This window comes from Mesorhizobium sp. B2-6-2, from assembly GCF_006440615.1.
Lineage (GTDB): Bacteria > Pseudomonadota > Alphaproteobacteria > Rhizobiales > Rhizobiaceae > Mesorhizobium.
The window spans coordinates 190,434-216,702 of sequence record NZ_VFUG01000003.1; the positions used below are offsets into that span (position 1 = coordinate 190,434).

General features: G+C 63.8%; 22 protein-coding genes. 16 read left to right on the plus strand and 6 right to left on the minus strand.

What is annotated here, in order from left to right:
- Window positions 1–5: 5 nt before the first annotated feature.
- Genes FJ419_RS08995 through FJ419_RS09005 form a run of 3 tightly spaced genes read right to left on the minus strand, consistent with a single transcriptional unit; the run spans window position 6 to window position 4,548 of the window.
- Window positions 6–2,999: a sarcosine oxidase subunit alpha gene (locus FJ419_RS08995; RefSeq protein ID WP_140689835.1), complete on the minus strand. Its 2,994-nt coding sequence runs from the start codon at window positions 2,997–2,999 to the stop codon at window positions 6–8.
- Window positions 2,996–3,274 (minus strand): sarcosine oxidase subunit delta, encoded by a 279-nt coding sequence (locus FJ419_RS09000; protein ID WP_140689837.1) that lies wholly within the window; start codon window positions 3,272–3,274, stop codon window positions 2,996–2,998. The genes FJ419_RS08995 and FJ419_RS09000 overlap by 4 nt, the downstream gene beginning before the upstream one ends.
- A 14-nt stretch (window positions 3,275–3,288) precedes the next feature.
- Window positions 3,289–4,548, minus strand: coding sequence for a sarcosine oxidase subunit beta family protein (locus FJ419_RS09005; protein WP_140689839.1), 1,260 nt, complete (start codon window positions 4,546–4,548; stop codon window positions 3,289–3,291).
- A gap of 194 nt (window positions 4,549–4,742) precedes the next feature.
- On the opposite strand from FJ419_RS09005, the gene FJ419_RS09010 reads away from it, so the two are divergent.
- The 15 genes from FJ419_RS09010 to FJ419_RS09080 all read left to right on the plus strand — a co-directional run bounded on the left by FJ419_RS09010 (window position 4,743) and on the right by FJ419_RS09080 (window position 23,214).
- Window positions 4,743–7,232, plus strand: coding sequence for a mechanosensitive ion channel family protein (locus FJ419_RS09010; protein ID WP_140689841.1), 2,490 nt, complete (start codon window positions 4,743–4,745; stop codon window positions 7,230–7,232).
- 192 nt (window positions 7,233–7,424) lie between these two features.
- Window positions 7,425–7,688 carry a hypothetical protein gene (locus FJ419_RS09015; protein ID WP_095764911.1) on the plus strand — a complete coding sequence of 88 codons (264 nt, stop codon included), beginning with the start codon at window positions 7,425–7,427 and terminating at the stop codon, window positions 7,686–7,688.
- Between the two features lie 260 nt (window positions 7,689–7,948).
- Window positions 7,949–9,382, plus strand: a complete 1,434-nt coding sequence (locus FJ419_RS09020) for a UbiA family prenyltransferase (RefSeq protein WP_140689843.1) — start codon at window positions 7,949–7,951, stop codon at window positions 9,380–9,382.
- Window positions 9,382–10,734, plus strand: coding sequence for an FAD-binding oxidoreductase (locus FJ419_RS09025; protein WP_140689845.1), 1,353 nt, complete (start codon window positions 9,382–9,384; stop codon window positions 10,732–10,734). Before FJ419_RS09020 ends, FJ419_RS09025 begins: the two co-directional genes overlap by 1 nt.
- Before the next feature lie 122 nt (window positions 10,735–10,856).
- Entirely contained in the window at window positions 10,857–11,306 is a 450-nt protein-coding gene (locus FJ419_RS09030; RefSeq protein WP_140627067.1) for an EamA family transporter, read from the plus strand.
- Window positions 11,303–12,310, plus strand: a complete 1,008-nt coding sequence (locus FJ419_RS09035) for an NAD(P)-dependent oxidoreductase (RefSeq protein WP_140689847.1) — start codon at window positions 11,303–11,305, stop codon at window positions 12,308–12,310. The genes FJ419_RS09030 and FJ419_RS09035 overlap by 4 nt, the downstream gene beginning before the upstream one ends.
- Before the next feature lie 23 nt (window positions 12,311–12,333).
- Window positions 12,334–13,809: an aspartate aminotransferase family protein gene (locus tag FJ419_RS09040; RefSeq protein WP_140689849.1), complete on the plus strand. Its 1,476-nt coding sequence runs from the start codon at window positions 12,334–12,336 to the stop codon at window positions 13,807–13,809.
- Window positions 13,810–13,821: 12 nt separating this feature from the next.
- A complete protein-coding gene (locus tag FJ419_RS09045; RefSeq protein WP_140689851.1) occupies window positions 13,822–15,045 on the plus strand; it encodes a hypothetical protein in 1,224 nt (407 codons plus the stop codon).
- Window positions 15,042–15,800: an FkbM family methyltransferase gene (locus FJ419_RS09050; protein ID WP_140689853.1), complete on the plus strand. Its 759-nt coding sequence runs from the start codon at window positions 15,042–15,044 to the stop codon at window positions 15,798–15,800. Before FJ419_RS09045 ends, FJ419_RS09050 begins: the two co-directional genes overlap by 4 nt.
- A 155-nt stretch (window positions 15,801–15,955) precedes the next feature.
- Entirely contained in the window at window positions 15,956–18,517 is a 2,562-nt protein-coding gene (locus FJ419_RS09055) for an FAD-dependent oxidoreductase (protein ID WP_140689855.1), read from the plus strand.
- Window positions 18,518–18,649: 132 nt separating this feature from the next.
- Window positions 18,650–19,591, plus strand: a complete 942-nt coding sequence (locus tag FJ419_RS09060) for a phosphoribosylaminoimidazolesuccinocarboxamide synthase (RefSeq protein WP_140689857.1) — start codon at window positions 18,650–18,652, stop codon at window positions 19,589–19,591.
- Between the two features lie 76 nt (window positions 19,592–19,667).
- Window positions 19,668–20,510, plus strand: coding sequence for a DUF1194 domain-containing protein (locus FJ419_RS09065; protein WP_140689859.1), 843 nt, complete (start codon window positions 19,668–19,670; stop codon window positions 20,508–20,510).
- Between the two features lie 133 nt (window positions 20,511–20,643).
- Window positions 20,644–21,594 (plus strand): ABC transporter substrate-binding protein, encoded by a 951-nt coding sequence (locus FJ419_RS09070; protein WP_140689864.1) that lies wholly within the window; start codon window positions 20,644–20,646, stop codon window positions 21,592–21,594.
- A gap of 58 nt (window positions 21,595–21,652) precedes the next feature.
- Window positions 21,653–22,426 carry an ABC transporter permease gene (locus FJ419_RS09075; RefSeq protein ID WP_140691051.1) on the plus strand — a complete coding sequence of 258 codons (774 nt, stop codon included), beginning with the start codon at window positions 21,653–21,655 and terminating at the stop codon, window positions 22,424–22,426.
- Entirely contained in the window at window positions 22,423–23,214 is a 792-nt protein-coding gene (locus FJ419_RS09080) for an ABC transporter ATP-binding protein (RefSeq protein ID WP_140689867.1), read from the plus strand. The genes FJ419_RS09075 and FJ419_RS09080 overlap by 4 nt, the downstream gene beginning before the upstream one ends.
- A gap of 20 nt (window positions 23,215–23,234) precedes the next feature.
- Here FJ419_RS09080 and FJ419_RS09085 read toward each other — a convergent pair whose 3' ends face one another.
- From FJ419_RS09085 to FJ419_RS09095, 3 genes are all read right to left on the minus strand, one after another.
- On the minus strand, window positions 23,235–24,173 hold the full coding sequence (locus FJ419_RS09085) for a GlxA family transcriptional regulator (protein ID WP_254633786.1): 939 nt from the start codon (window positions 24,171–24,173) through the stop codon (window positions 23,235–23,237).
- Between the two features lie 308 nt (window positions 24,174–24,481).
- Window positions 24,482–24,616, minus strand: coding sequence for a hypothetical protein (locus tag FJ419_RS31420; protein WP_081482193.1), 135 nt, complete (start codon window positions 24,614–24,616; stop codon window positions 24,482–24,484).
- A 347-nt stretch (window positions 24,617–24,963) separates the two neighbouring features.
- Window positions 24,964–25,149, minus strand: a complete 186-nt coding sequence (locus FJ419_RS09095; RefSeq protein ID WP_140627083.1) for a hypothetical protein — start codon at window positions 25,147–25,149, stop codon at window positions 24,964–24,966.
- Between the two features lie 219 nt (window positions 25,150–25,368).
- Here FJ419_RS09095 and FJ419_RS09100 point away from each other — a divergent pair, with 219 nt between their 5' ends.
- Window positions 25,369–26,268 (plus strand): LysR substrate-binding domain-containing protein, encoded by a 900-nt coding sequence (locus FJ419_RS09100; protein ID WP_095764924.1) that lies wholly within the window; start codon window positions 25,369–25,371, stop codon window positions 26,266–26,268.
- The last annotated feature ends 1 nt before the right edge of the window (window position 26,269 follow it).

Below are 26,269 nucleotides of genomic sequence, written 5' to 3' on the forward strand. Positions count from 1 at the left end.
CGTGCTCAGCCATGCATGCGGCTCCCGTCCGGATCGTAGAAATGGTTTGAGACGATCTCGATCGGCCCGAACCGATTGCGCAGCGGGTCGGAGACGAAGGCGCGGGTCCCTTGCCTTGCCTTGCCGCCCTTGACCAAGGCCAACGCGATATATTTGCCGAGCGCCGGCGAATAGCAGCAGGCGGTGATGTGGCCTAGCGAGTCGTGCGGATTGTCCTCGTCCAGTTCCTCGACGACATGGCCGCCGCCGTTAAACGGCCGGTTGTCTAGCGCGATCAGCCCGACCAGTTCGAGCCGGTCGGGCGCGATCAGGCCTTCGCGGTCCATCATGGCCGAGCCGACGAACGGCTTCTTCTTCGACAGCATCCAGTCGAGATGGAGGTCGCGCGCCGTGGTGCGGCCGTCGATCTCGGCGCCCGTGACGTGGCCCTTCTCGATACGCATCGTGCCCAGTGCCTCGAGCCCGTAGGTCACAAGGCCAAACGGCTTGCCGGCCTCGATCAGGGCCTCCCAGACGCGGGTGCCGTAGCCGGCGCCGGAATAGACCTCGAACGCCATTTCACCGGAGAAGGACAGGCGGCAGATCATCACCGGCACGCCGGCGATGCGGCCATGAACGATGCCCATGAAGGGCAGGGTGGCGTTGTCGACTGCGGTGCCGGCGACGCAACCGGCGAGGATGGCGCGCGCGTTCGGCCCGCCGATCGCCGCACCCGCCCATTCGTCGGTGACGGAGGTGACGGTGACCTTCAGCTCCGGCCAGATGACGTCGAGGAAATATTCCAGATGCTGCATCACCTTGCCGGCATTGGCGGTGGTGGTGGTCATCAGGAATTCCTGCTCGCCAAGCCGCCAGGTGGTGCCGTCGTCGAAGGCAAGCCCGTCCTCACGCAGCATCAAGCCGTAGCGGGCCTTGCCGACGGCCAAAGTGGAGAACATGTTGGTGTAGACGCGGTCGAGGAACTCGGCCGCGTCCGGTCCCTGCACTGCGATCTTGCCCAGCGTCGAGACATCGACGATGCCGGCGCTTTCGCGCGTCGCCCTGGCCTCGCGGACATAGGCCTGCTCGACCGTCTCGCCGGGAAGGCCGTAGATCATCGGCCGGTACCAGAGGCCGGCCGAATACATGGTCGCGCCGTTGGCGAGGTGCCAGTCATGCATCGGCGTCAGCCGCTGGGGCTTGAGATCGCCGAAACGCTCGGCAGCAAGGGAGCCGATCGAGACCGCCGTGTAAGGCGGGCGAAAGCGCGTCGTGCCGACCTCGGGGATCGGCTTGCCGAGCGCCTCGGCCATGATCGCAAGGCCAGGCACATTGGAGTTCTTGCCCTGGTCGGTCGCCATGCCGAGCGTGGTGTAGCGCTTCAGGTGCTCGACCGATACGAAACCCTCGCGATGCGCCAGCCGCACGTCCTCGGCGGTGACATCGTGCTGGAAGTCGACAAAGCTCTTGCCCTTGGCCTTGATCTCGAAGACCGGCGCTGGATCGGGGTCGCCCGGTGCGGCCTCGACGATCGGCAGGGCTGCGGGCGCCGCCGTTCCGCCGGCAGCCGAAACGCCGGCCGCGCGGCCCTCGGCGATAGCTTCGGCGGTGGAGAAGCTGCCGGTGAAGGCGCCGGCGCCGATCCAGAGCTGCGTTGGCCTGGGCGGCAGGAAGGCCTGCCTGGCCGGGTCCCATTCAGCCTTGGCGCCCGCCTGGCTGGCGAGATGAATGGTCGGCGACCAGCCGCCCGACATCAAAAGGCTGTCGGCATGGATGCTGCGCTCGTCGCCACTCAGCGTACCGCCCGTGGCATCGAAGCGCCGCACCTTGAGACCGGTGAGGGCCTTGCCGCCTTCGGTCGCAACCACGGCATGGCCGTCCAGAAGCTCGGCCTCGGCCTCGCCGGCGAGCCGGCGCATGTCGTTCGAGACGTCGGCGCGGACATCGACGATGGCAACAATGGTCGCGCCGGTCTTCTTTAACGCAACGGCCGAGCGATAGGCGCTGTCGTTGTTGGTGAAGAGCGCGATGCGCTGTCCCGGCAGCACGCCGTATTCATTGACGTAACGTTCCGCCGCATGCGCCAGCATGACGCCGGGACGGTCGTTGCCCGGAAACACCAGCGGCCGCTCGAAGGAACCGGTGGCGAGCACCACCGTGCCGGCGCGGATCGCCCAGTAGCGCTGGCGCGGCTCGCCCTTGGCTGGCGTTTCCTTATGATCGGTCACCCGTTCGAGGGCGGCCAGCGTGTTGCCGTCGTAATAGCCCCACACCGTCGTGCGCGGCAAAAGCCGCACATTGTCGTTGCCGCCGAGCTGCGCGACCGTGCGCTGGGCCCATTCGGCGGCAGGCATGCCGTCGATGGTTTCGCCCGACCAGTTGGCGGAGCCGCCAAAATGGGCTTCGAGATCGGCGAGGATGACGCGGGCGCCCTGGTCGGTGGCGGCTTTCGCCGCCATCAGGCCGGCCGGACCGGAGCCGACGACCAGCACGTCGCAAAAGGCGTTCATGCGCTCGTAGCGAGACGGATCGGGAGCGGTGCCAGCCTTGCCGAGGCCGGCGGCGCGACGGATGAAATGCTCGCAGAACATCCAGAAGCGCGTGCCCTTCAGCGGGCCGATCACCGGCCCCATGAAGGTCTTGTAGTAGAAGCCGGCCGACAGGAGCTTGCCGCCAAGCTGGTTGAGGGCGCCGATGTCCCAGGCGAGCGAGGGGGTACGGTTCTGGCTGACGGCGACGAGCCCGTCGTAGATTTCGACCATGGTCGCCGCGATGTTGGGCTCGCGCACCTCGCCGCGCAGCACCGTCACCAGCGCGTTCGGCTCCTCGACGCCGGCGGCAAGCAGGCCGCGCGGGCGATGGTACTTGAACGAGCGGCCGAACAGCGTCACGCCATTGGCGAGCAGCGCCGAAGCCAGCGTGTCGCCGGCATGACCGGTGTAAGGCGCGCCGTCGAAGGTGAAGCGGATGGTGCGCAGCCGGTCGATCCGGCCGCCGGTGTCTGTGCGGCGGGGGCTCACGAGCGGCCCTCCGCCTTGTGGCCGCCACGGGCGAATGCGGTGCTCAGGATTTCGTGCGAGAGCGTGTTGCGCACGACCCTGAGATGCGCGCGGCAACCGCCGGAATGCTGCCAGATCTCGTTGTGGTCACCGGCCGGATTGAGCCGGTCGTAGACATAGGCGTTCCAGGCGTCGAGGTCCTGCGAGGCGGGCTGCGGCCGCTCGCGGTTGCCGTCGCCCTGGTAGGTGAATTCGATAACGTCGCGCGGGCCGCAATAGGGACAGGTGATCAGCATTTTCAATCCAAACCCTAGTGCAATCTGGGCGTCGCGCCCTGGCCTTTGTCGTCGATGACGAGGCCGCGGTAGAAACGGTCGAGCGTGAAGGGCGCGTTGAACTCGTGCGGCTCGTCCTTGGCAATGGTGTAGGCAAAGCACCAGCCGGAGGCTGGCGTCGCCTTGAAGCCGCCATAGCACCAGCCGCAATTGAGATACATGCCCGGCAGCGGTCCGGCGGCGATGATCGGCGAGCCGTCCATCGTCATGTCGCACAGCCCGCCCCAGGAGCGCAGCATGCGCACGCGCGCCAGGCCGGGAAACAGCGCCACCATCTCGCTCATCACCTCATCGACGATCGGCAGACTGCCGCGCTGGGCGTAGCTGTTGTAGCCGTCGAGGTCGCCGCCATAGACCAGGCCGCCCTTGTCGGACTGCGAGATGTAGAAATGGCCCATGCCGAAGGTGAGAACGGTGTCGACGACAGGCTTCAGCGATTCCGAGACGAAGGCCTGCAGCACGTGGCTTTCGATCGGCATGTGCGAGATGCCGGCAAGCTGCATGACGCGGCCGGTGCTGCCGGCAACCGCAAGCGCGACCTTCTTGGCGCGGATTTCGCCGCGCGTCGTCGAAACGCCGGTGATGCGGTCGCCGTCGCGCAGGAACCCGGTGACCTCGCAATTCTCGATGATGTCGACGCCGCGCCGGTCGGCGCCGCGCGCATAGCCCCAGGCGACCGCGTCGTGCCGGGCCGTGCCGGCGCGCGGCTGCATCAGCCCGCCAAGGACGGGAAAGCGTGCTGACCCTGAGACATCCAGCGCCCGGACAAGCCGCTTGATCCGGTCGACGCTCATCAGCTCGGCGTCGACGCCGAGATGGCGCATGGCGTTGCCGCGCCTGGCATAGTCGTCGAGCTGGGCTGGCGTGTGCGCGAGGTTTAGGCAGCCGCGCTGCGAGAACATGACGTTGTAGTTGAGGTCGTGCGAGAGGTTCTCCCACAGCTTCATCGAATGTTCGTAGAAGCGGGTGTTCTGCGGCAAGAGATAGTTGGAGCGCACCGCCGTGGTGTTGCGGCCGACATTGCCGGAGCCGAGCCAGCCCTTTTCCAGCACCGCGACATTGGTGATGCCGTGTTCCTTGGCGAGATAATAGGCGGTCGAAAGACCGTGGCCACCGCCGCCGATGACGATCACGTCATAGGAAGCCTTGGGGTCCGGCTTACGCCAGGCGGGCTTCCAATCCTTGTTGCCGGTCAGCGCGTTCTTGAGCAGCGAGAAGGCTGAATATTCCGCCATTCTTCCTATCGTCCTTATGATGCGAGGCGGCAGACTATAGAGCAGGCGGGAAGCGCAAAGCCAAGATTGCGCCATCGCTTTTCGACAGGCCGACTATCGCCGGCACGATCGGGACGGCTTGCCGCCCGATATGCCGGCCTTTATCAAGAGCGGAAATTTCGAGAATTTTTCGGCCGCGAGTCGCCAACAAAGCCATGTTCTTCCGCCTGCTGCGCCTGGTTCTGGTCGTGATCGTCGCTGTCTTCGCGCAACCGGCGCTGGACGCGTCGGCGCAGGCGATCGGCCATGGTTCGTCACAACTCATCGCCGACCAGACCAAGGCCATCCAGGACCTGACGGCCAGGACCGACGGCCTGGAAAAGAAACTGAGCGACCCCGACCAGGACGATCCGGGGCTCGTCGACATCCGGTTGCAGCTCGAGGATATTTCGCGCGCGGCGCTGAACAGCGCCCTGGCATTCCGGCAGCGCCTCACCGACATCAACAATCGTGTCGAGGTGCTCGGCGCGCCACCGGCGCAGGGGCAGCCCCCCGAGCCGGTGATCGTCAGCAGCGAGCGCGGTGCGCTCGCCACGGAAAAAGCTCAGATCAACGCGGTCGTCGCCAGCGCGCAAAACCTGTCGATCCGCGTCAACGGCTTGGTCGACAAGATCGCCGTCATGCGCAGCGAGCTTTTCCGCAGCGTCATCACCAAGCACTATGACCTGACCGACGCGTTGAGCCCGCAGGCCTTTTCCGACGCGCATGACCAGTTCACGGGCCTCTATAAGGCGGTGTGGTCCTGGGCGAGCTTCGCGGTCCGGTTCAAGTTCCAGGCGATCCTTGCGGCGACGCTGATGGCTCTGGCGCTGGCGGCGGTGCTGTTGATCGGCGGCAGACGCCTGTTCGGCCGCATCTTCGAGGCCGACCCGACCGTCGAGGATCCGTCCTATCTCAGCCGGCTGTCGGTGGCCTTCTGGTCGACGCTGCTGCCGACCCTCGCGCTCGGCGTCTTCTTCGCCTCGGCCGTGTTCTTCTTCAATTATTACAATGTGCTGCGCGGCGATATCGGCACGTTCCTCAATGCCTTGCTGACGGTGATCGCCATGGTGTTCTGCGTCAACCGGCTGACCAACGCGGCGCTCGAACCGCGCCTACCCAACTGGCGCCTGATCCCGGTCGCGACCGGCCGGGCGCGTTGGCTGGTTGGCCTGACGACCGCCATGGCGCTGGTGCTCGGGTTCAACTACTTCCTGTCGGTCGTCAACGAGAAGATGGGATCGCCGCTTTCGCTGACGATCGCCAGGGGCTTTGTCGCCGCTATCATCGTCGGCGTCATCCTGATCCTGATGGGACTGCTGCGGCCTTTCAGGACGGCTGACGGCTCATGGCGGCCCTGGCCGGCATGGCTTCGCTTCATGGCCATCGCCCTCGGCCTGTTCACCATTGCGGCGGCGCTGCTCGGCTATATCGGCCTGGCGCTTTTCGTCTCGTTCCAGATCGTGGTGACCGGCACGGTCCTGGTGACGGCCTATATCGGCTTCCTGTCGGCACGCGCGATCGGGGAGGAGGGCGGCTTCGCCGACACTTCGGTCGGGCGATGGCTTTCGGAGAACTCAAGCTACGAGGATACCGCCCTCGACCAGCTCGGCCTGGTCGTCAGCATCGCTATCAACCTGATGATCGTGGCGGTGTTCCTGCCGCTGATCCTTTTGATGTGGGGCTTCCAGCCCGGCGATATCGAGGCCTGGGCCTACAAGCTGGCGACCGGCGTCACGATCGGTTCGGTGACCATCTCCTTCCTAGGCATCCTCAGCGGCATCGTCGTCTTCGCTATCGGCTATTTCCTGACGCGCTGGTTCCAGGGCTGGCTGGACGGATCGGTGATGGCGCGCGGCAAGGTCGATGCCGGCGTGCGCAACTCGATCCGGCTCGGCGTCGGCTATGCCGGCGTGGCGGTCGCTGGCCTGGTCGGCATCTCGGCCGCGGGCATCGATCTTTCCAATCTGGCGCTGGTTGCTGGCGCGCTTTCGTTGGGTATCGGCTTCGGCCTGCAGAACGTCGTCTCGAATTTCGTTTCGGGCCTGATCCTGCTTGCAGAGCGGCCGTTCAAGGTCGGCGACTGGATCGTGGCGGGCGACGTCAGCGGCACGGTGCGGAAGATCAGCGTGCGCGCCACCGAGATAGAGACCTTCCAGCGGCAGGCGGTGATCCTGCCCAACTCGAACCTCATCAACAATGCGGTCGGCAACTGGACGCATCGCAACAAGCTCGGGCGCATCGACATCAAGGTCGGCGTCGCCTATGGCAGCGACGTCAAGCGCGTCCACGCCGTCCTGATGGATATTGCGCGCGCCCATCCGATGGTGCTGAAGAATCCCGAGCCATTCGTTCTGTTCGCCAATTTCGGGGCGGCCGCGCTCGAATTCGAGATACGTGTGTTCGTCGCCGACATCATGAACGGCAGCGTCGTTCAGAACGACATCCGCTTCGCCATCTTCGATATCTTCGAGGGGGAGCGGATCGAGATACCCTCGACGCCGCGCGCCGTGGTCGAAACGAAGAAGCACGAGGCCTGGCCGATCGACGACGACAAGATCGAAGCCGAATTCGCGGAGCGCGAGAGGCTGGAGGCGGAAGCCGCGGCCGAGCGGGAACGCCTGGCCAAGATGAAGCGCAGGGGCCGCAAGCCCGACCCGGGCTGAGGTGGTATCGACATTCGGATGAGGCCGGCCTGCAAATGGCCACACGCTACGTTCATCCGGCGGCGAAACCGATTGTGGCATGAATGCGGCATTCAGTTGCGGTTCAGGTAACAACTCATATAAGCTTCGACGCAAAGGGCGAGAATGCCTTGCAAATTTGAACAGAGGCGGTGTGCGAACACCGGAATTGCAATGTGGAAGTCTGTCGTTGCCGCCATCGCTTTGCTGGCCCTGGGCGGTTCGGCTTTCGCCGCCAGCGCGATCAACAGGGACGCTCAGACGCGGACCCTGGTCGTGACCGAAGGCGGCGCCAAGAGCGAGCTGACGCTTGCCGCAGGCGAGACGGTGGAGTTCTGCTCGAGCGGCTGCTTCGTCACCTTGCCCAATGGTGATCTCGAAGCCCTGACCGGCTCGGAAACGGTCGAAATCTCGGGTGGCGCGGCCCGCATCAAGTAACCGCTCCCGCAAGATTGGCGGGGCCAGATTGGCAAAGGCCGGACCGATGTCCGGCCTTTTATCGTTTCCGGTAGCCGACGCTTAACGATGACGGCGAAAAACCGGTAGGACAATGCTCTGCAACCGGACGTTTTAACGTTCGCTGCGTCATGACCCGCTATATCCGACCCGAGGACGCCGGCATACGGCGCGGGTTGAGTTGGCGCGTGATCTTTCCGTGATCGGAGTTTCGGGATCCTGCGCTCTATCGGGGCAGGACCATGGACGCGAGGTCGGACAGGAACGCAATTCCGCTTGCGGTCGATCTCGACGGTACGCTGATTGCAACGGACCTTCTGTGGGAAGGCCTGTTCATCCTGCTCAAGAAGAACCCGCTCTATGTCTTTCTCCTGCCACTCTGGCTGATCGGCGGGCCGGCCCGGCTGAAGCAGGAAATCGCCGGCCGCGTCGACATTGACCCAGCCTCGCTGCCTTACCGCCAGGATCTGCTTGACCGGCTGCGCGCCGAGCACCGGGAGGGTCGCAAGATCGTGCTGGCGACGGGAACGCCGCGCAAATTCGCGGAGGCGATCGCGGCGCATCTCGCCATTTTCGTTAATGTGCTGGCGACCGACGGTCCGCATAACATGACCTCCGGCAGGAAATGCGCGGCACTTGTCGCCGCCTATGGCGATGCAGGCTTCGACTATGCCGGCAACAGCCGGCACGACCTCAAAGTGTTCGACGCAGCGCGCAACGCGCTCGTGGTGGCGCCCGACCGCAGCGCCCGGCGCTGGCAGGCGGCGCATCAAGCCGATGCCATGCCCTCACCGAGGCCGGCGCTGAGGACCTACGTCAAGATGCTGCGCATACATCAGTGGCTGAAGAACGCGCTGATCGCCGTGCCGATGGTGCTGTCGCACGAATATTTCAACCCGAACATGATCTGGCAGTGCCTGCTGGCGTTCGTTTCCTTCAGCGCCGTGGCGTCCGCCATCTATATCCTCAACGATTTCTTCGACCTCGCGCTCGACCGCAAGCATCCGACCAAGCGCAGCCGGCCTTTCGCCAGCGGCGCATTGTCGATCCCATTCGGTCTCGGCGCGATCGCCGCGCTCCTTGCGATCGGCCTCGCCGCCGGCCTCTTCCTTCCGATCGAATTCCTTGGCGTGCTTGCCGGCTATTTGATCGTCACCACCGCCTATTCGCTGTCGTTCAAGCGCATGCTTTTGATCGATGTGCTGACGCTCGCGGGCCTCTACACGATCCGCGTACTTGCGGGCGCAGCCGCCACCGGCGTCGACGTCTCCTTCTGGCTGCTCGCCTTCTCGATCTTCTTCTTCCTTTCGCTGGCGCTGGTGAAGCGCTTCGTCGAGTTGCGCACCACGGCCATCCCGCCCGGCGAGCGCATCGCCGGCCGCGGCTATCGCACCGAGGACCAGGAGATCGTCGCCCAGGCCGGCATGGCGTCGGCTTTTTCCTCGGCGCTGGTTCTGGCGCTCTATATGGACAGCCCGGCGGTGCGCGAGCTCTATCCGCATCCATGGCTGATATGGCCGCTGGCGCCGATCGTGCTTTACCTGACGATGCGTGTCTGGATCCTTGCCCGCCGCGACGAGATGCATGACGACCCGGTCGTCTTCATCATCCGCGACTGGCGCAGCCAGATCGTCGTCGCCATCGGCGCGGTCTTCCTCGTAGCCGGAGGCTGGTGATGAGGCACGAGCGCTTCGGCAGCTTCGGACTGGCGACCCCGCCAGCACGCAAGGCGATCCCGGCGGACGAGGCGATCGCCTTGCTTAAACGCGGCGAGGCGAAGACAGGTTCGCTGCTCGGATACGGCAATGGCCGCTCCTATGGGGACAGTTGCCAGAACGATGCAGGCATGGTGGTCGACATGCGGCCGCTCAACCGCATCCGTTCCTTCAACGTCGAGGCCGGCGTACTCGAGGCCGATGCCGGCACGCTGCTTTGCGACATCATCGCTTATGCCGCGCCCTACGGCTTCTTTCCGGCCGTGGTTCCAGGCACCCAATTCGTGACACTGGGCGGCGCGATCGCCAACGACGTCCACGGCAAGAACCATCATCGGCGCGGCACCTTCGGCTGCCATGTCGAGGCTTTGACGCTGCTTCGGTCCGACGGCCGAACCCATCGCTGTTCGCAGACTGACAACGCCCGTCTGTTCGGGGCGACGATCGGCGGCATGGGGCTGACCGGGCTTATCCTTTCGGCATCGGTCAAGCTGATGCGGGTGCCGTCGCTCGATATCATCGAAAGCGTGACGCGGTTTCGCGATCTCGGCGAATTCTTCGATCTTGCCGAGGCTGCCGACCAGGCCAACGAATATGCCGTCGCCTGGATCGATCAGCTTGCCAGCGGACATGGGCGCGGTCGCGGGCTGTTGTTCACCGGCAACCATGCCGAACACGGCTCGCACGCGGCGGCGCGCGCCGGCAGCCGGTTCTCCGTGCCGGTGCAGCCACCATTCAATGTCCTCAATCGGCCCTTCCTCACCGTCTTCAACGCGGCTTACCGCTGGAAGAAGGGTAAGTCCCAGGCTCCGCACCAGGCAGGCTATCAGGGCTTCTTCTTTCCGCTCGACGGGGTCCGCGACTGGAACCGGCTCTACGGGCCGCGCGGGCTTTTCCAGCACCAGAGCGTGGTGCCGGAGGTCAGTGCGCGTCGCATCGTGCCTGCGCTACTCGAGGCGGCACGGCGGGCGGGCGAAGGGTCGTTCCTCACAGTGCTCAAACGCTTCGGCGATGTCCGCTCGCCGGCGCTGCTGTCGTTCCCGCGGCCCGGCTACACGCTAACGCTCGATTTCCCTAACCGGGGCGAAAGGACGTTGCGGCTGCTCGCCGAACTCGACCGCATCACAGTCGAGGCGGGCGGCGCGGTGAACCCCTACAAGGACGCCCGGATGGGACCTGAGACATTCGCCGCGTCGTTCCCGCAATGGCAGCGGCTGGAGGCGCTTCGCGACCCGGCTTTCCTGTCGAGCTTCTGGATACGGACGGCAAAAAGACTGGATGCAACGAGAGGCGTTTTTGAAGCCGCAGAATAGATAGAGGTCGAATAAATCATGGTAAATGAAAAGTTACGCCGCGGCTTACTCAAACCATCGTCGAGGCTTCACGAAATATTTGTGGGTTTGCAATAGGACCGCCCAAGGGCGGGGTGGCAACAATGAAATACATAATCTTCATTCTCTTTACGGTCATGACCAATGCCGCAGCGCAGCTGATGCTGAAGCAGGGCATGATGTCGATTGGGCCGGTCTCCTTCGAAGGCGTCAATCCGCTCGTCAAGCTCTTGCAGATCGTGTTCAGCCCCTGGGTGTTCCTCGGCCTGTGCACCTTCGTCATCTCGATGGCATCGCATCTCTACGTGCTGTCCAAGGTCGAGCTCAGCTTCGCCTATCCGTTCCTCAGCCTCGCTTATGTCGCCGTGGCGATCTTTGCCTATTTCGTCTTCCGCGAGGACCTCAATGGCTGGCGCATCGCCGGCATCGCCTGCATCTGCGTCGGCACGGTGCTGATCGCGCAGAGTGGCCGGGGAATGGGCGAGCAGGGGCATGAGGATCAGACAGCATCCATCAATCCCGACAAGATCGGCATAAGCGAGATCGTTCGATGAGACATGTGATTTTCGGCGGCGACGGTTTCGTCGGCCGTCACCTTGCCCCCAAGCTCGCCGCCGATGGCGAGGATGTCGTCGTCGCCGATATCGTCAAGAGCGACCTGCCGCATTACCGCTCCATGCGTTTCGTCACCTGCGACGTCACCGATCCGGCCTCGGTCGCGGCGGTCGGGCTCAAGGCCGGCGACATGGTCTACAATCTTTCGGCCAAGATGCTGTCGCCGATCCAGGTGCGCGCCAAGCGGCACGATTTCTTCTTCCCGGTGAATTTCCACGGCACCGAGAATATCATCCAGGCGATGGACAAGGCCGGCGCTTCGAAGCTGGTCCACTACACGACCGACATGATCTACGGCCACACGGTCGTGCTGCCGATGACCGAGGACCATCCGGTCGCGCCGCTCGGCGAGTACGGGCTGTCGAAGCTCAAGACCGAGGAGCTCGCCGCCGAATGGCGCAAGCGCGGCATGTCGATCTCGCTGTTTAGGCCGCGCCTGATCATCGGTCCCGGCCGCCTCGGCATCCTGGAAAAGCTGTTCAAGCTGATCGACTGGAATCTTTCGGTGCCGATGATCGGCTCGGGCAGGAACCCTTACCAGTTCATCTCGGTGTTCGACTGCGCCGAAGCCGCCCGCGCGGCCTGGAAAGCCGGCGTGCCGAACGAGGCCTATAATCTGGGCTCCCTCAATCCGCCGCCGGTCAAAAAACTGCTCGGCGACCTGATCAAGCATGCGGGCTCCAAGTCGATCCTGGTGCCGACGCCCGGCTGGGCGGTCAAGCGCACGCTCGACCTGCTCGACTGGTTGAACATGCCGATCATGGATCCGGAACAGTATCTGATCGCCGACGAGGAATGCGTGCTCGACGTGTCCAAGGCCGAGCGCCAGCTCGGCTGGGTGCCGCAATATCGCGACGAGGACATGCTGATCGCCGCCTACAACGAATATCGCGCCAAGATGGACGGCCACGCCGTCGCCACCAGACAGGTTCCCGCCGAATAGAGCGCGAAGGGGAGATTTTTCAGATGACCGTCATGGCCAAGCCGGAACATACCGGAGCGCGCACGCTGATCGACGCGCCAGCGCTTTCGCCCACAGCAATCGCCAAGCCCGATCTGATCAGCGTCGAGCAGGCCAAGGCGATGGACGTCGCCCGCATCACCGACCTGTTCAAGGCGCATCTCAATCCTGGACAGCTGCATTTCATGAAGCTGCTCGGCTTTCACAAGGTCAAGATCGAGCGCGCCGAGGGCATGTTCTATATCGACCAGAACGGCCGCAAGATCCTCGATTTCTTCGGCGGCTTCGGCTCGCTGGCCTTCGGCCACAACCATCCGCGCATTTTGGAAGCCCGGAAGAAATTCCAGGAGGAGAAGCGCCAGGAGATCGCCATCGCCTTCATGTCGCAATTTGCGGCAGCTCTCGCGCACAACATCGCCAAATGCTCGCCCGGCGATCTCGACATGGTGTTCCTGGGCTCGTCGGGTTCTGAGGCCATGGAAGCGGCGGTGAAGCTCGCCGAGCGCGCCGCGGGCCCGAAGCGGTCGAAAATCGTCTATGCCGAGAATTCCTTCCACGGCAAGACAAAGGGCGTGCTGGCGATCACCGACGGCCAACTCTACCGCGCCGATTTCAAAGTCGCAAACAATGTCGTGCGCGTTCCCTTCGCCGACATCGACGCCGTCGAGCGCCTGTTCAAGAGCGAACCGGAGATCGGCGTCATCGTGCTGGAAACCATCCAGGGCGGCGGCGGCATCATCCAGGCGCCCACGGAATACTGGCAGAAGCTGCGCGCGCTTTGCGACCGCTATGCCGTGCTGTGGGTCGCCGACGAGGTGCAGTGCGGCTATGGCCGCTCGGGCCGTTTCTATGCCTTCGAGCATTATGGCGTGGTGCCGGATGTGACGGCGCTGGCGAAATCGCTCGGCGCCGGCAAGGCGGCGGTCGGCGCGATGATCGCCAGGCGCGACGTCTACATGAAGGCCTATGGCACGCCGAAGACGGCGATGATCCATGCCATGGCCACTTTCGGCGGCATGGGCGAGGCCTGCGTCACCGCGATCGAGGGCATCAACGTGCTCTATGATGAGGGGCTGATCGACAACGCCGCCTCGACGGGCGACTACCTTCTGCAGCGGCTGCAGGCGCTCAAGGAAAAATATCCGAAAATCATCAAGGACGTGCGCGGCAAGGGTCTCATGATCGGGCTCGAGTTCCACGATTTCTCGCAGACCCTGCCGATGGTGCTCAGACCGGTGGTGAGCGTGCTCGACGACAAGCTTAAGGGCTCGCTGTCGGGCTTCGTCGGCTCGCTGCTGCTGCGCGACTACGACGTGCTCGTCGCCTTCACCGAATACAACCGCAACGTCATCCGGCTCGAGCCGCCGCTGATCTGCCAGCCCGAGCATGTCGACCGCTTCGTCGACGCCTTCGACAGCCTGTTGTCGCGCGGCATCGTGGCGATCGTGAAGGATTTCGTGAGAAGCCAAGTCGGTAAATAGAGGCCGCCGAGGATGCTGACCAGGCCGTCCGCTCCGACCAATCCGCTGGAACGCTTGACCGGTGCCGGCCTGGCGTGGGGCGAGGGGACTTACGCGAAATGGGCCGCGTCGATCGGCGCGGTCGCCTTCTCGCTCTACATCCTGCTCACCGCCGCGACCGCCTGGTTCATGCCCGACGCGAACTGGGACATGCTGCCTTATCTGGCGATTGCCGAGGAAGGCACCTATCCCGATCCGCAGGTGCTGCATGATTATGCCTACAGCATGGTCAAGGCCGGCGTGTCGGCGGGTGATTACAAGACGCTGACCGACGATGGCGGCGGCTTCCGCAGCCACATGGCGGAGAACGCCGCCGACTTCCATTCGCTGCTCGGCATGTACCGGATCAAGTTCCTCTATGCCGAGATCCTGTCCAGCCTCAGCCATGTCGTGTCGCCGGTCGAGGCGATGCGGCTGGTGCAGGTGTTTTCCGTGCTTCTGTTCGGCGCCATAACGCTCGCCTGGCTGCGCGCGGAAGGCGCGCTGGCGCTGGCGCCTGTCGTCGGCGCGGTGCTGATCATGGCCGATCTCGGCGATGCCGCGCGCGCCTCGACACCGGACCTTCTATGCTCGGCGCTGTTCCTAGGCGGCACCTTTGCCTATGTGCGCAAGCGCGAGGCGGCGACGGCGGTCCTGCTGTTCCTTGCTTTCATGGCTCGACCCGACAACATCGTCTTCCTCGCCATTTTTGCGGTGCTGCTCGCCACTTTCCGCGAGAGGGCGTGGGGTGCTTTGGCAGGCTTCGCGGCCTCCTTCATCGCCTATTTCGTCATCTCGCACTGGGCGCAGCATCCCGGCTGGTGGCCGCATCTTTGGTTCTCCAGCATCGAGCAGCACTACAATATGGACGGGTTCGACCCGCCGTTTTCGGTGACGGCCTATCTCAAGGCCTTCGCCGCCTCGGTGGTGCGCGCCATCAACGTCAATAGCTGGGTCGGCGTATCGGTCCTGGCACTGGCCGGATGGTACAGCTTGAGCCGCGCCGGCTTCCGACTCGACCGCCGCGCCGGCATCCTGCTTGCGGCGCTTGTGCTCGGCGTGCTGGCGAAGTTCACCGTCTTCCCGATCCACGACACCCGCATCTATTTCCCCAATCTTCTGCCGCCCTTCCTGCTGCTGGCCGCGCCGCTGATGGCATCGGCAAGCCAAGGCAGGCACCGCGCCGCGTCGCAGACCATTCCCGGAGACAAGTCATGAACTCGCTTTCCAGTCTCGCGCGCATTCTTCTGTCGCTCGGCCTTCCGGCCGGCCTGCTCGATCGCGGCCCCTCTCTGCACGGCACGAAATTCCTCGCCAAGGCGGCACTCAAGGCACGGTTCGGCGGCAAGGGCCGGTCGTTCCAAATGGTCAATGTCGGCGCCTGCGACGGCGCGCTGTTCGACGACGTGACGCCCTGGCTGCATCGGATCCCCGGAGCGTGCGCGATGCTGGTCGAGCCGATCCCCTACAATCAGAAGCGGCTTCGCGCCAACTATCCGGATACCAGCCGCTTCGTCATAGAGCCGGTGGCGGTGACCAGGACCAAGGGCACGATCACGGTTCATACATTCGATGCCGCGGCGCTCGAGGCCGGCACGCTGCCGATCGAGTTCATCGGCTGCTCGTCGGTCACCGACACCAATCTGATGTCGGGCAAGAACGCCTGGGGCGAGACCGACGCCAACTTCAACAAGTTCGCGCCGCATCTGAAGGATATCGAAGTGCCGTCGGAAACCTTGCAGACTTTGCTCGACCGCAATGGCATCACCCACATCGACGCTTTCCTGGTCGACTGCGAAGGCGCCGACTGGATGGTGTTCGAACAGCTTGACCTTGGCCGCTATCGTCCGGGAATGATCAAGATCGAGGTCGGCGCGCTGCCGGCCACCGAAATCGGCCAGGTCGTGGTCAAGCTCAAGACCGCCGGCTACCAGGTCGGCTTCCAGGCGGAGGACGTCTGGGCCTTCGCCTGAGCTTAACCGCATCCAGTACCACGCTTGCGCGCGGGGTCGCGCCGTACCTGCGGCGTGTCGCAAACAGGCGGTAGCTCAATCCGCGACCTCTGCATATTGTGCGCCATTCGAAGGGCGCGCAAACGCGCCCGTCCATCATTCCGGAGTCGCGGGCAATGGCAGAGTTTCCGAAAAAGGCGAAGGTCGTCATCGTCGGCCTGGGCGGTATTGTCGGCGCTTCGGTCGCGCATCACCTGATCGAGCGCGGCTGGGACGACATCGTCGGCATCGACAAGTCGGGCATCCCGACCGATATCGGCTCGACGGCGCACGCCTCGGACTTCTGCTACACGACCAGCCACGATTTCCTGTCCTGCTGGACGACGCTCTACTCGATCGATTTCTACGAGAAGATGGGACACTACGCCCGCGTCGGCGGCCTTGAGGTGGCGCGTGTCGGCGACGACGCCCGCATGGACGAGATCAAGCGCAAGATCGCCTCGGCAAAATCCTTCGGCACCCGCGCGCGGCTGATCGAACCGGCGGAGATCAAGGAAAAATTCCCGCTGATCGAGGAGCATCTGGTGCAAGGCGGCCTATGGGACCCCGACGCGGGCCTCGTCATCCCGCGCTCGCAGACGGTGGCCGGCAAGCTGGTCGACCAAGGTGTCGCCGCCGGCAAGCTCCAGGCTTTCGCCAACACCTCGGCCAAGGAGCTGATCGTCGAGAACGGCCGCATCAAAGGTGTGGTGACCGAGCGCGGCACGATCGAGGCCGATTATGTCGTGGTCTGCACCGGCATCTGGGGCCGGCTCACCGCCGCGCTGATCGGGGAGGACCTGCCGGTCATGCCGATTGATCATCCGCTCACCTTCTTCGGTCCCTACAACGAGTTCGCCGGAACCGGCAAGGAGATCGGCTGGCCGCTGGTGCGCGACCAGGGAAACTCGGCCTATATGCGCGACACAGGCGACCCGAAGACCGCCGAGGGCGGGCAGATCGAATGGGGTTATTACGAGGAGACCAATCCGCGTCTGTGCCACCCGCGCGATCTTCTCGAAAAAGACCAGGCGCGGCTTTCGCCGTCGCAGCGCGACCTCGATATGGAGCAGATCATGGCGCCGCTGGAGCGCGCCATGGAGCTGACGCCGATCCTGGGTGAGCTCGGGTATAACGAAGGCCATTCCTTCAACGGCCTGCTGCAGGTGACCACCGATGGCGGCCCGTCCATGGGCGAAAGCCAGAAGGTGAGGGGGCTGTGGTATGCCGTCGCCATCTGGGTTAAGGACGGCCCGGGCATGGGCAAGCTGATCGCCGACTGGATGACCGACGGCCGTACCTCGATCGACCATCACGCGATCGACTATTCGCGCTTCTACCCGCACCAGACCAAGGAACAGTTCATCTGGGATCGCTGCACCGAAACGGCGATGAAGGTCTACAATCCGGCGGTGCATCCGCGCGAGCCCTTCTCCAAGGGCCGCAACATCCGCCGCTCGCCGTTCTATGAGCGCGAGAAGGAGCTCGGCGGCTATTTCATGGAGTTGGGCGGCTGGGAGCGCGCCCATGGCTACGCGGCCAACGAGCATCTGCTGGAAAAATACGGCAACCGCGTGCCGGTGCGCGAGAACGAGTGGGACAACCGCCACTTCTGGCGCGTCTCCAACGCCGAGCACCTGGCGATGAGCGAGGATTGCGGCATCGTCAACCTGTCGCATTTCTCGATGTATGACATCGAAGGGCCCGACCATGTCGCGCTGCTGGAATGGCTGTGCGCGGCCAAGATCGGCGGCGACAACAATATCGGCAAGGGCATCTACACCCACTTCCTCGACGAGGAAGGCATGGTGCGCGCCGACTTCACCGTCATCCGCATGGCCGATCGGTGCCGGCTGATCGACGGCGCCGACGCCGGCCCGCGCGACTTCCGCTACATGCAGCGCACCGCGCAGGACAAAGGCTTTGACGTTACCGTCACCGACGTGACCGAGAAATACGTCACCGTCGGCATCTGGGGGCCGAATGCGCGCACGACCCTGCAGAAAGTAGTCGAGGATCCGAACGGGCTGACGCCGGAGAATTTCGCGTTCGCGGCGATCAAGCCGATCCGCATCGGCGGCAAGGACGTCACCGCCTTCCGCATCTCCTATGTCGGCGAGCAGGGCTGGGAACTGCATATGCGCTACGAGGACGGGCTCGCCGTCTGGGACGCGCTGCGCTCCACCGGCGTCATGCCGTTCGGCGTCGAGACCTATGCCAACACGCGCCGCATGGAAAAGAGCCTCAGGCTGCAAAACGCCGATCTCTTGACCGAATACAATCTGCTCGAGGCCGATCTTGCGCGCCCGAAGGTCAAGGAGAACGACTTCTGCGGCAAGGCCAAGCATCTGGAGTATCGCGCCCGCGAGCATCAGCCGGCGATCCTGTGCACGTTGGTAATGACCGACAACAAGGATGCCAAGGGCGTCGCGCGGTATCCGGTCGGCACCATGCCGGTGCTGGATCCCGCGACGGGCGAGACGCTGGTCGACGAGCTCGGCCGCCGCTCCTTCACCACTTCGGTCGCCTACGGTCCGACCATGGGCAAGAACATCGCGCTTGCCTATCTGCCCTGGGCCTATTGCCAGGAAGGGCGCAAGCTGCAGGTCGAGTATTTTAGCGAGACCTATCCGGTCGAGGTGGCCGGCGTCGGCTACAAGCCGCTCTACGACCCGGAGAACCTCAAGCCGCGGAGCTGACAACCGGCGCAGTAGCGGCAACGGGTCGGAAAGGCCCTGGCCATCCTCGGAAGGCCTTCAGGCTTGGCTTGATGTGCTGGGGGCCAACGGCTTATGTGGCTCATCAGCAGCCCGCGAAAAGCAACACGCACCATGCGCATCCTGTCCGAAGCCTTCATTCCCGAACTGCCCAACCGCTACAACGGCAAGGTGCGCGAGAACTATGATCTGCCGGACGGGCGCCGCATCATCATCGCCACCGATCGTCTAAGCGCGTTCGACACGATCCTGGCCTCGATCCCATTCAAGGGGCAGGTCCTCACCCAGACGGCGCGCTGCTGGTTCGAGGAAACCGCCGACATCTGTCCCAATCACGTGCTGGAGTATCCCGATCCCAATGTCGTGGTCGGCACGCGGCTCGACATGCTGCCGGTCGAGATCGTGGTGCGCGGTTATCTGGCGGGGACCACCAGTACCTCGATCCTGACCAAGTACAGGAAGGGCGAACGCAGCTTCTACGGACATAATTTTCCGGATGGGCTGCGCGACAATGAAAAGCTGCCGCAAGCGATCATCACGCCGACCAGCAAGGCCGCCAGCGGCGGCCATGACGAGCCTCTGTCGGAAGCCGAGATCATCGAACAGCGGCTGCTCACGCAGGCGCAGTGGGACACCGTATCGCGCTATGCGCTGCAACTGTTCGCCCGCGGCCAGCAGCGCGCCGCCGAACGCGGCCTGATCCTGGCCGACACCAAATATGAGTTCGGCACCGCGCCGGACGGCGCCATCGTGCTGGCTGACGAAATCCACACGCCCGACAGCAGCCGCTACTGGATCGCGGCGAGCTACGACGAGGCGTTCGAAAGCGGCGGGCGGCCGCAGAGTTTCGACAAGGATTTCATCCGGTCGTGGGTGTCGGCGCGCTGCGATCCCTACAAAGACCCTATCCCCAGAATACCGGACGAGATCGTCAACCAGGCCTCGGCGGTCTATATCCAGGCCTATGGGGCGATCACGGGCGCGAAATTCGTGCCCGACCTTTCCGGTGACAGCGTATTGGAACGCATCCGTTCGAATCTCGCGCGGTATTTTTGAGCGGTTCCGCGGCGGCGGAATCCGATGCCCGGATTCCCGGCTTTTGCGCGCGGCGATTTTCGCCTAACCTTTCCTCATGTCTGCTTATGCCCGTGCAAGGCATATCCTTTCAGGCAGTGCCGCGCTGGCGCTGGCGCTCTGGCTGACGCCGGCAGCTTCTCCCGCCGAACCCGTGGATGTCGAGCTGGTGCTGGCGGTCGATGTTTCGCTCTCGATATCGCCGGCCGAGCTTGAGATCCAGCGCCACGGCTATGCCGCGGCGCTGACGCATGACAATGTGCTGAAGGCCATCGCCGACGGCGCCTATGGCAAGATCGCCGTCACCTATGTCGAGTGGGCAGGCACGACCTGGCAGCGCGTCATCGTGCCGTGGACGGTGATCGCCAACCGCGACGATGCCGAGAAGGTGGTGGCGCAACTCAATGCCAGCCCGCCGGACAGCGCCCGGCGGACCTCGATCTCCGGCGCGCTGAGCTTCGGCAGCGACCTGTTCGCCGAGAGCGGCTTTCAGGGAACCAAGCGTGTCATCGACATCTCCGGCGACGGGCCCAACAATCAGGGCGCGCCGGTGGACCTCACGCGCGACGAGGTGGTCAAGCAAGGCATCACCATCAATGGGCTGCCGTTGATGACGCGCGGCGGTTTCAGCGGCGCCTTCGACGTTGAAAATCTCGACCGCTATTACAGCGACTGCGTCATCGGCGGACCGGGCGCCTTCATGATCCCGGTCAATGACTGGACGCAGTTTCCCGAAGCGATCCGCCGCAAGCTGGTGCTCGAGCTTGCCGGTCCCGCTTCGCTGCAATGGGCGGCGCAAGAGGCCGCGTATCCGCCGGTCGTGCTCGCCGACGATAAGCCGGCCGCCGACTGCCTGGCGGGCGAGAAGATGTGGCGCAACCGCGGCTGGGGCACGCCGTGAGCAATCGAGAAGCCCCTCAAGGTCCGCCGGCGTGCGCCGGATTGGACCATCGTCCAGTGCGGCTTCTGCTTCATTGACAAGCCTTTTGGCGTCTGTGAGACAATTCGCACTCACCACAAAAAGGGGAACCACAATGAAAAAAACCTCCATCTTCGCGGCGGCGCTGACGGCGGCCGCGGTACTCAGCGCGCCGGCGATGGCCGCGACGTCGCTCACCATCGGCATCAGCGGCTGGACCGGCTTCGCGCCTCTGACCTTGGCCAAGCAGGCCGGGCTTTTCGAAAAGCACGGGCTCAACGTCACGCTCAAGAAGGTGCCGCAGGCGAGCCGTCCGCTGGCCATCGCCAGCGGCGACCTGCAATGCGCGGCGACCACGGTCGAGACCTGGATGGTGTGGAACGCCAGCGGCGTCACCACCAAGCAGATCTTCCAGCTCGACAAATCCTATGGCGCCGACGGCATCGTCGTGCGCAACGACATCAAGACCGTCGCCGATCTCAAGGGCAAGAATGTCGCCTCGTCCGCGCCCGGAACCTCGCCCTATTTCCTGCTCGCCTGGGTGCTCAACAAGAACGGCATGTCGACCAAGGACGTCACCGTCGTCAACCTGGAGCCGGACGCGGCGGCGCAAGCCTTCCTCGCCGGCCAGAACGATGCCGCCGTCACCTACGAGCCCTTCATCTCGGCCGTGCGCGACAAGGCCGACCAGGGCCATATCCTGGCGACCACGCTAGATTATCCGATGGTGCTGGATACGGTCGGCTGCACGCCGGACTTCCTCAAGGCCAATCCCGATGCCGCCAAGGCGCTCGCCGACAGCTATTTCGACGCGCTCGACATGATCAAGAAGGATCCGCAGAAATCCTACGAGATCATGGGAGCCGACGTGAAGCAGTCGGCCAAGGAGTTCGAGGACTCGGCCAAGTACCTGAAATGGGCCGACAAGGCGGAGAACAAGCAGTTCTTCACCAAGGATTTTCAGGACTTTTCCAAGACCGCGGCAGAGCTGCTGCTGCAGATGGGGCTGATCAAGGAAGCGCCGGATGTGTCGACGCTTGCAGACACCAGCGCGATCGCCGACTGATCGCGTATCGATCGGCGGTGTCACGCCGCCGATCCCTCCTCTCAAGGACTTCCTGATGCTGCGCCCCTTGCACCCCGTTGCGCCGGGCACGCGAACCGTGCTCGGCGTCGCCTTCTTTGTCCTGTTCGTTGCGTTCTGGGCGTGGATCACGCTCGGCGGCCACGTGAACCGGATCTTTCTCGCCGATCCGCTGTCGATGCTGAAGGATGGCTGGCGACTGCTTACCGAGGATCGTTTCTGGCTGGATATACTGATCACCATCTGGCGTGTCTTCGGCGGCTTCGTGCTGGCGTCGATCGTCGCGGTGCCGATCGGCATCGCCATGGGTGCCTGGAAGCCGGTCGAAGCCTTCCTCGAACCGTTCGTATCCTTTGCGCGCTACCTGCCGGCGTCGGCCTTCATCCCGCTGCTCATCCTGTGGGCCGGCATCGGCGAGCTCGAAAAGCTCCTGGTGATCTTCGTCGGCTCGGTGTTCCAGATCATTCTGATCATCGCGGTCAAGGTCGGCGCCACGAGGCGGGACCTTGTCGAAGCTGCCTACACGCTGGGAGCGACCGAAAATGGCATCGTCAAGCGCGTCATCATGCCGGCCAACGCGCCAGAGATCGCCGAGACGCTGCGGCTGGTGCTCGGCTGGGCCTGGACCTATGTCATCGTCGCCGAGCTGATCGGCTCCTCGTCGGGCATCGGCTACATGATCATCAACAGCCAGTCGCGGCTGGCGACGGGGCAGATCATCTTCGGGATCATCGTCATCGGGCTGATCGGGCTTCTGTCCGATTTCGCCTTCAAGGCGCTCAACCGCTGGCTCTATCCATGGAGCCTGGCGTGAGCAAGCTTCTGATCGAGGGTGTCTCGCGGACCTTTGCCGGGGTCAGGGGCGGGGAGCCGGTGCGAGCGCTGCAGCCGGTTGAGCTGTCCGTCTCGGCGAATGATTTCATCACCATCCTGGGTCCATCCGGCTGTGGGAAGTCGACGCTGCTGAGGATCGTCGCCGGGCTGGAGGCGCCAAGCACCGGTCGCGTGCTGCTCGACGGCAAGGCGGTCACAAGGCCGGGGCCGGACCGGGGCATGGTGTTCCAGTCTTACACGCTGTTTCCCTGGCTGACGGTTGCCGAGAACATCGGTTTCGGCCTGCGCGAGCAAGGCAGGCCCGAGCGCGAGCGCAACGAGATCGTCGCTTCCTATGTCGATCTCGTTGGGCTGAGGGGTTTCGAGAACCATTGGCCGAAGCAGCTGTCGGGCGGCATGCAGCAGCGCACGGCGATCGCGCGCGCCTTGGCCAACGACCCCGCGATCCTGCTGCTCGACGAGCCGTTCGGCGCGCTGGACAACCAGACGCGCGGACTGATGCAGGAACTGCTGCTCGGTATCTGGGAGCGGCGCAAGAAGACCGTGCTGTTCGTCACCCACGACATAGAGGAGGCGATCTTCATGGCGTCGCGGGTGATCGTGATGAGCGCCAGGCCCGGCCGCATCAAATCGGACGTGCCTGTCGACCTGCCGCATCCGCGTCACTACACGCTGAAGACCAGCCCGGAATTTTCCGCGCTCAAGGCGCAACTCACCGAAGACATCCGCATCGAGGCGATGCGGACCGCGCAGGGGCAGTCCGCCTAGACGACTGCGCCTCTGCCCGCTTAAGCCGCCAGCAGCTGCTTGCGGTCGACGCGCTCCTGCTGCGGCGAGCGGGCGTAGAGCTCGCGGTAGCATTTGGAGAAATGCGAAGCGGAGACGAAGCCGCAAGCCACCGCCACTTCCACCACCGGCATGGAGGACTGGATGAGCAGGTGCCTGGCGCGGTCGAGCCGGATCTCCAGATAGTAGCGGGCAGGCGAGCGGCCCATTTCGGTGCGGAACAGGCGCTCGATCTGTCGGCGGGACAGATCGACATGGTCGGCGATCTCGATCAGCGACAGCGGCTCGGAAAGGTTGGCCTCCATCAGCTCGATGATGGTCAGCACCTTGGAGTTCTGCACGCCCAGGCGGGCGCGCAGCGGCAGGCGCTGGCGGTCGGTCGGGCTGCGCACGCGGTCGGTCAACACCTGCTCGCAGACGCGGTTGACGAGGCTTTCGTCGAAATCGTCGCCGATCAGCTTCAGCATCATGTCGAGCGCGGCGGTGCCGCCGGCGCAGGTATAGACGTTCTGGTCGACCTCGAAGAGGTCGGCAAAGACATTGGCCTTCGGGAATGCCTCGGAAAAGCCGGGCAGGTTTTCCCAATGGATGGCGCAACGCTTGTTGGACAAGAGGCCGGCGGCGGCCAGGATATGCGCGCCGGTGCACAGGCCGCCGACGGCGACGCCGCGATTATACTCTTCGCGCAGCCAGGCGAAAGCCGACTTGTTATGGTAGCGCTCGACATTGATGCCGCTGCAGACGATCGCCATGTTCGGCCGATCCGGCCCGGCCATCTTCTTGCGCTCTTCCTCGAGTGAGGTGTTGACGGCGCATTCAACGCCGTTCGAAGCGCGCACCGGCTTGCCGTCGATGCTGGCCAGCCGCCAACGATAGGCTTCGTAGCCGAGCATCCGGTTGGCCGACCGCAGCGGATCGAGCGCCGTCGCAAAGGCGATCATGGTGAAATCGGGAATGAGGAAGAATACAAACGATCTCTTGATCGGATGCTTTACGGCATTCACGGGGAAACCTCACGCAGCCATGACGCGAACAGGATGTCGCGAACAGCATAGCGACAACAGGAAAAAGCATTCCTGTCAATCGGGTAGGCGGCTAAGTGAAGATTAAATTTGCGACATGGGTCGCAAATGGGCAATTCAGCGAGGCATAAAGCACCGTCGCCCGGGCAATGCGACGTCAATGCACATGAAAACGCCGCCTCGGTTAAACCGGGCGGCGTTGAATTCAGCTTCGGATGCCGATTGCCTCAGGCGACGAAGCCGAGACGGGCGGCATTCATGGCGCCGGTCTGGCCGGGCATGGTCTTGGCGAGACGCTGACGCTCGAGAGCGGTCGTCAGGTTCATTTCGCGGCGGGCGAACAGGCGGGCAAAAAGCTTCATCATCATCTCCATTGGTTGCTCAGACGGGTCGCCTTCGCTTGATGGAGTGGGGCAGCTCGTTTGCTGGCGTGGATATAGGCTCGCTTCGGCAAAAACTAAATCGCAAAAGCGAAGCGCTTGTTATGAAAAGCGACATCATTTGCGACGTTTTTAGGCGGCGTGCTCAAAATTTCCGATTATTTACAGCGGCTTAATTCGTAAATTAACTTGCTATGCGGCTTGTTCATATGCGTCATGCGGCTGCCGCATGGCTGGAAAGCCGTTTGAATGCAAACAAAAAGGCGCTAAACAAACGAAAGGCCTGTCGAGCTGATCCGACAGGCCTTCAGAACTCCATACACACTTGATTACTTCGCTCCGGCCCAGCTTCCGACGCCGAGGCGCATGCCGGTCTTGGCGTCGGCGGCTTCCGGCCAGCCGATATCCTTCTGCAGTTCGATCGGCAGGGCATGGATGGCGCGTTCGGTCTGGTAGCGGGCGCGGGCCGCGCTGAATTCGGTCGCAAGCCGACCGATGGACGACAGGATAGACATTTCTTTCTCCTCTATGCGGGCAGGGAGGCGCCCGTCACTGCGTTAAGTCAGGTCTGTTTCAGCTTCATTTCACGTCGATTGCAGGACTGTGTCAGGGTCGTTTCATGGCTGCTTTTGGCAGCATCCTGTATCGATCGAGTTGACTATGCGCCTGGAGTGATGTTCAATCAAACGAAATGGAATGATGGATTGCATCAGAAAAATTGAAGGCAAGCTGCCATGAACGCCCCGCTCAATCATCCCTTGCCGCTGCTTGACCTCGATGTGCTGCGCACCTTCGTGGCGATTGCCGAGACCGGCAGCTTCACCACCGCTGCCAATGCGGTGTTCCGCACGCCGTCGGCCGTCTCCATGCAGATCAAGAAGCTGGAGGACATCCTGGGCCGTTCCGTCTTCGCGCGCGACGCGCGTTCGGTGACGCTGACCACGGATGGCGAGATGCTGCTCGGCTATGCGCGCCGGCTTTTGTCGATCAACCGCGAGGTGGTGTCGAAGTTCATCATTCCCGACATTGTCGGCGTGGTGCGGCTCGGTTCCCCGGACGACTATGGCGAGCGCGTGCTGCCGCATGTGCTGAAGCGTTTTGCCCAGTCGCATCCCTCGATCGCCGTCGACGTCACCATCGACCAGAGCATCAATCTGCGGCGCCGCATGGACGACCGCGCGCTCGACATCACGCTGCTCACCAATTCCTACAAGACCAGCGCGATCGGCGCGGAGGTGCTTTTGACCGAGCCGATCGTGTGGGCGGGCGCCAAGGGCGGCTGCGCGCATCTGCGTGAACCGTTGCCGGTGTCGCTGTGGGAAGAAGGCTGCGCCTGGCGGGCCGGCGCTCTCGAAGCGCTTGGACGCGAGGGCCGCAACTACCGCATCGCCTATATGAGCGCACACACGGCCGGTCAGCGCGCCGCGATCATGGCCGATCTCGCGGTAGCGCCGCTGCCGAAGTCCTTCCTCGGCGACGATATGGTCTCGCTCGGCGCCAAGGACGGCATGCCCGAGATCGGCACTTACAATCTTGCCATGGTGGTGGCGCCCGATGCGAGCGCGCCGGTGAAGGCCGTGGCCGACCACATCCGGGCGACGTTCGAAGTGTTCCGGGAAACCGGCAAGTTCTGAA

Bases quoted from the DNA above. Each gene is read 5' to 3' on its own strand.
- FJ419_RS09005 (WP_140689839.1), bottom strand. From the start codon at position 4,548: ATGGCGGAATATTCAGCCTTCTCGCTGCTCAAGAACGCGCTGACCGGC.
- FJ419_RS09060 (WP_140689857.1), top strand. From the start codon at position 18,650: ATGCGCATCCTGTCCGAAGCCTTCATTCCCGAACTGCCCAACCGCTAC.
- FJ419_RS09050 (WP_140689853.1), top strand. From the start codon at position 15,042: ATGAACTCGCTTTCCAGTCTCGCGCGCATTCTTCTGTCGCTCGGCCTT.
- FJ419_RS09070 (WP_140689864.1), top strand. From the start codon at position 20,644: ATGAAAAAAACCTCCATCTTCGCGGCGGCGCTGACGGCGGCCGCGGTA.
- FJ419_RS09025 (WP_140689845.1), top strand. From the start codon at position 9,382: ATGAGGCACGAGCGCTTCGGCAGCTTCGGACTGGCGACCCCGCCAGCA.
- FJ419_RS09030 (WP_140627067.1), top strand. From the start codon at position 10,857: ATGAAATACATAATCTTCATTCTCTTTACGGTCATGACCAATGCCGCA.
- FJ419_RS09015 (WP_095764911.1), top strand. From the start codon at position 7,425: ATGTGGAAGTCTGTCGTTGCCGCCATCGCTTTGCTGGCCCTGGGCGGT.
- FJ419_RS09010 (WP_140689841.1), top strand. From the start codon at position 4,743: ATGTTCTTCCGCCTGCTGCGCCTGGTTCTGGTCGTGATCGTCGCTGTC.
- FJ419_RS31420 (WP_081482193.1), bottom strand. From the start codon at position 24,616: ATGAAGCTTTTTGCCCGCCTGTTCGCCCGCCGCGAAATGAACCTGACG.
- FJ419_RS09100 (WP_095764924.1), top strand. From the start codon at position 25,369: ATGAACGCCCCGCTCAATCATCCCTTGCCGCTGCTTGACCTCGATGTG.
- FJ419_RS09085 (WP_254633786.1), bottom strand. From the start codon at position 24,173: ATGATCGCCTTTGCGACGGCGCTCGATCCGCTGCGGTCGGCCAACCGG.
- FJ419_RS09035 (WP_140689847.1), top strand. From the start codon at position 11,303: ATGAGACATGTGATTTTCGGCGGCGACGGTTTCGTCGGCCGTCACCTT.
- FJ419_RS09020 (WP_140689843.1), top strand. From the start codon at position 7,949: ATGGACGCGAGGTCGGACAGGAACGCAATTCCGCTTGCGGTCGATCTC.
- FJ419_RS09000 (WP_140689837.1), bottom strand. From the start codon at position 3,274: ATGCTGATCACCTGTCCCTATTGCGGCCCGCGCGACGTTATCGAATTC.
- FJ419_RS09045 (WP_140689851.1), top strand. From the start codon at position 13,822: ATGCTGACCAGGCCGTCCGCTCCGACCAATCCGCTGGAACGCTTGACC.
- FJ419_RS09095 (WP_140627083.1), bottom strand. From the start codon at position 25,149: ATGTCTATCCTGTCGTCCATCGGTCGGCTTGCGACCGAATTCAGCGCG.
- FJ419_RS09055 (WP_140689855.1), top strand. From the start codon at position 15,956: ATGGCAGAGTTTCCGAAAAAGGCGAAGGTCGTCATCGTCGGCCTGGGC.
- FJ419_RS09065 (WP_140689859.1), top strand. From the start codon at position 19,668: ATGTCTGCTTATGCCCGTGCAAGGCATATCCTTTCAGGCAGTGCCGCG.
- FJ419_RS09040 (WP_140689849.1), top strand. From the start codon at position 12,334: ATGACCGTCATGGCCAAGCCGGAACATACCGGAGCGCGCACGCTGATC.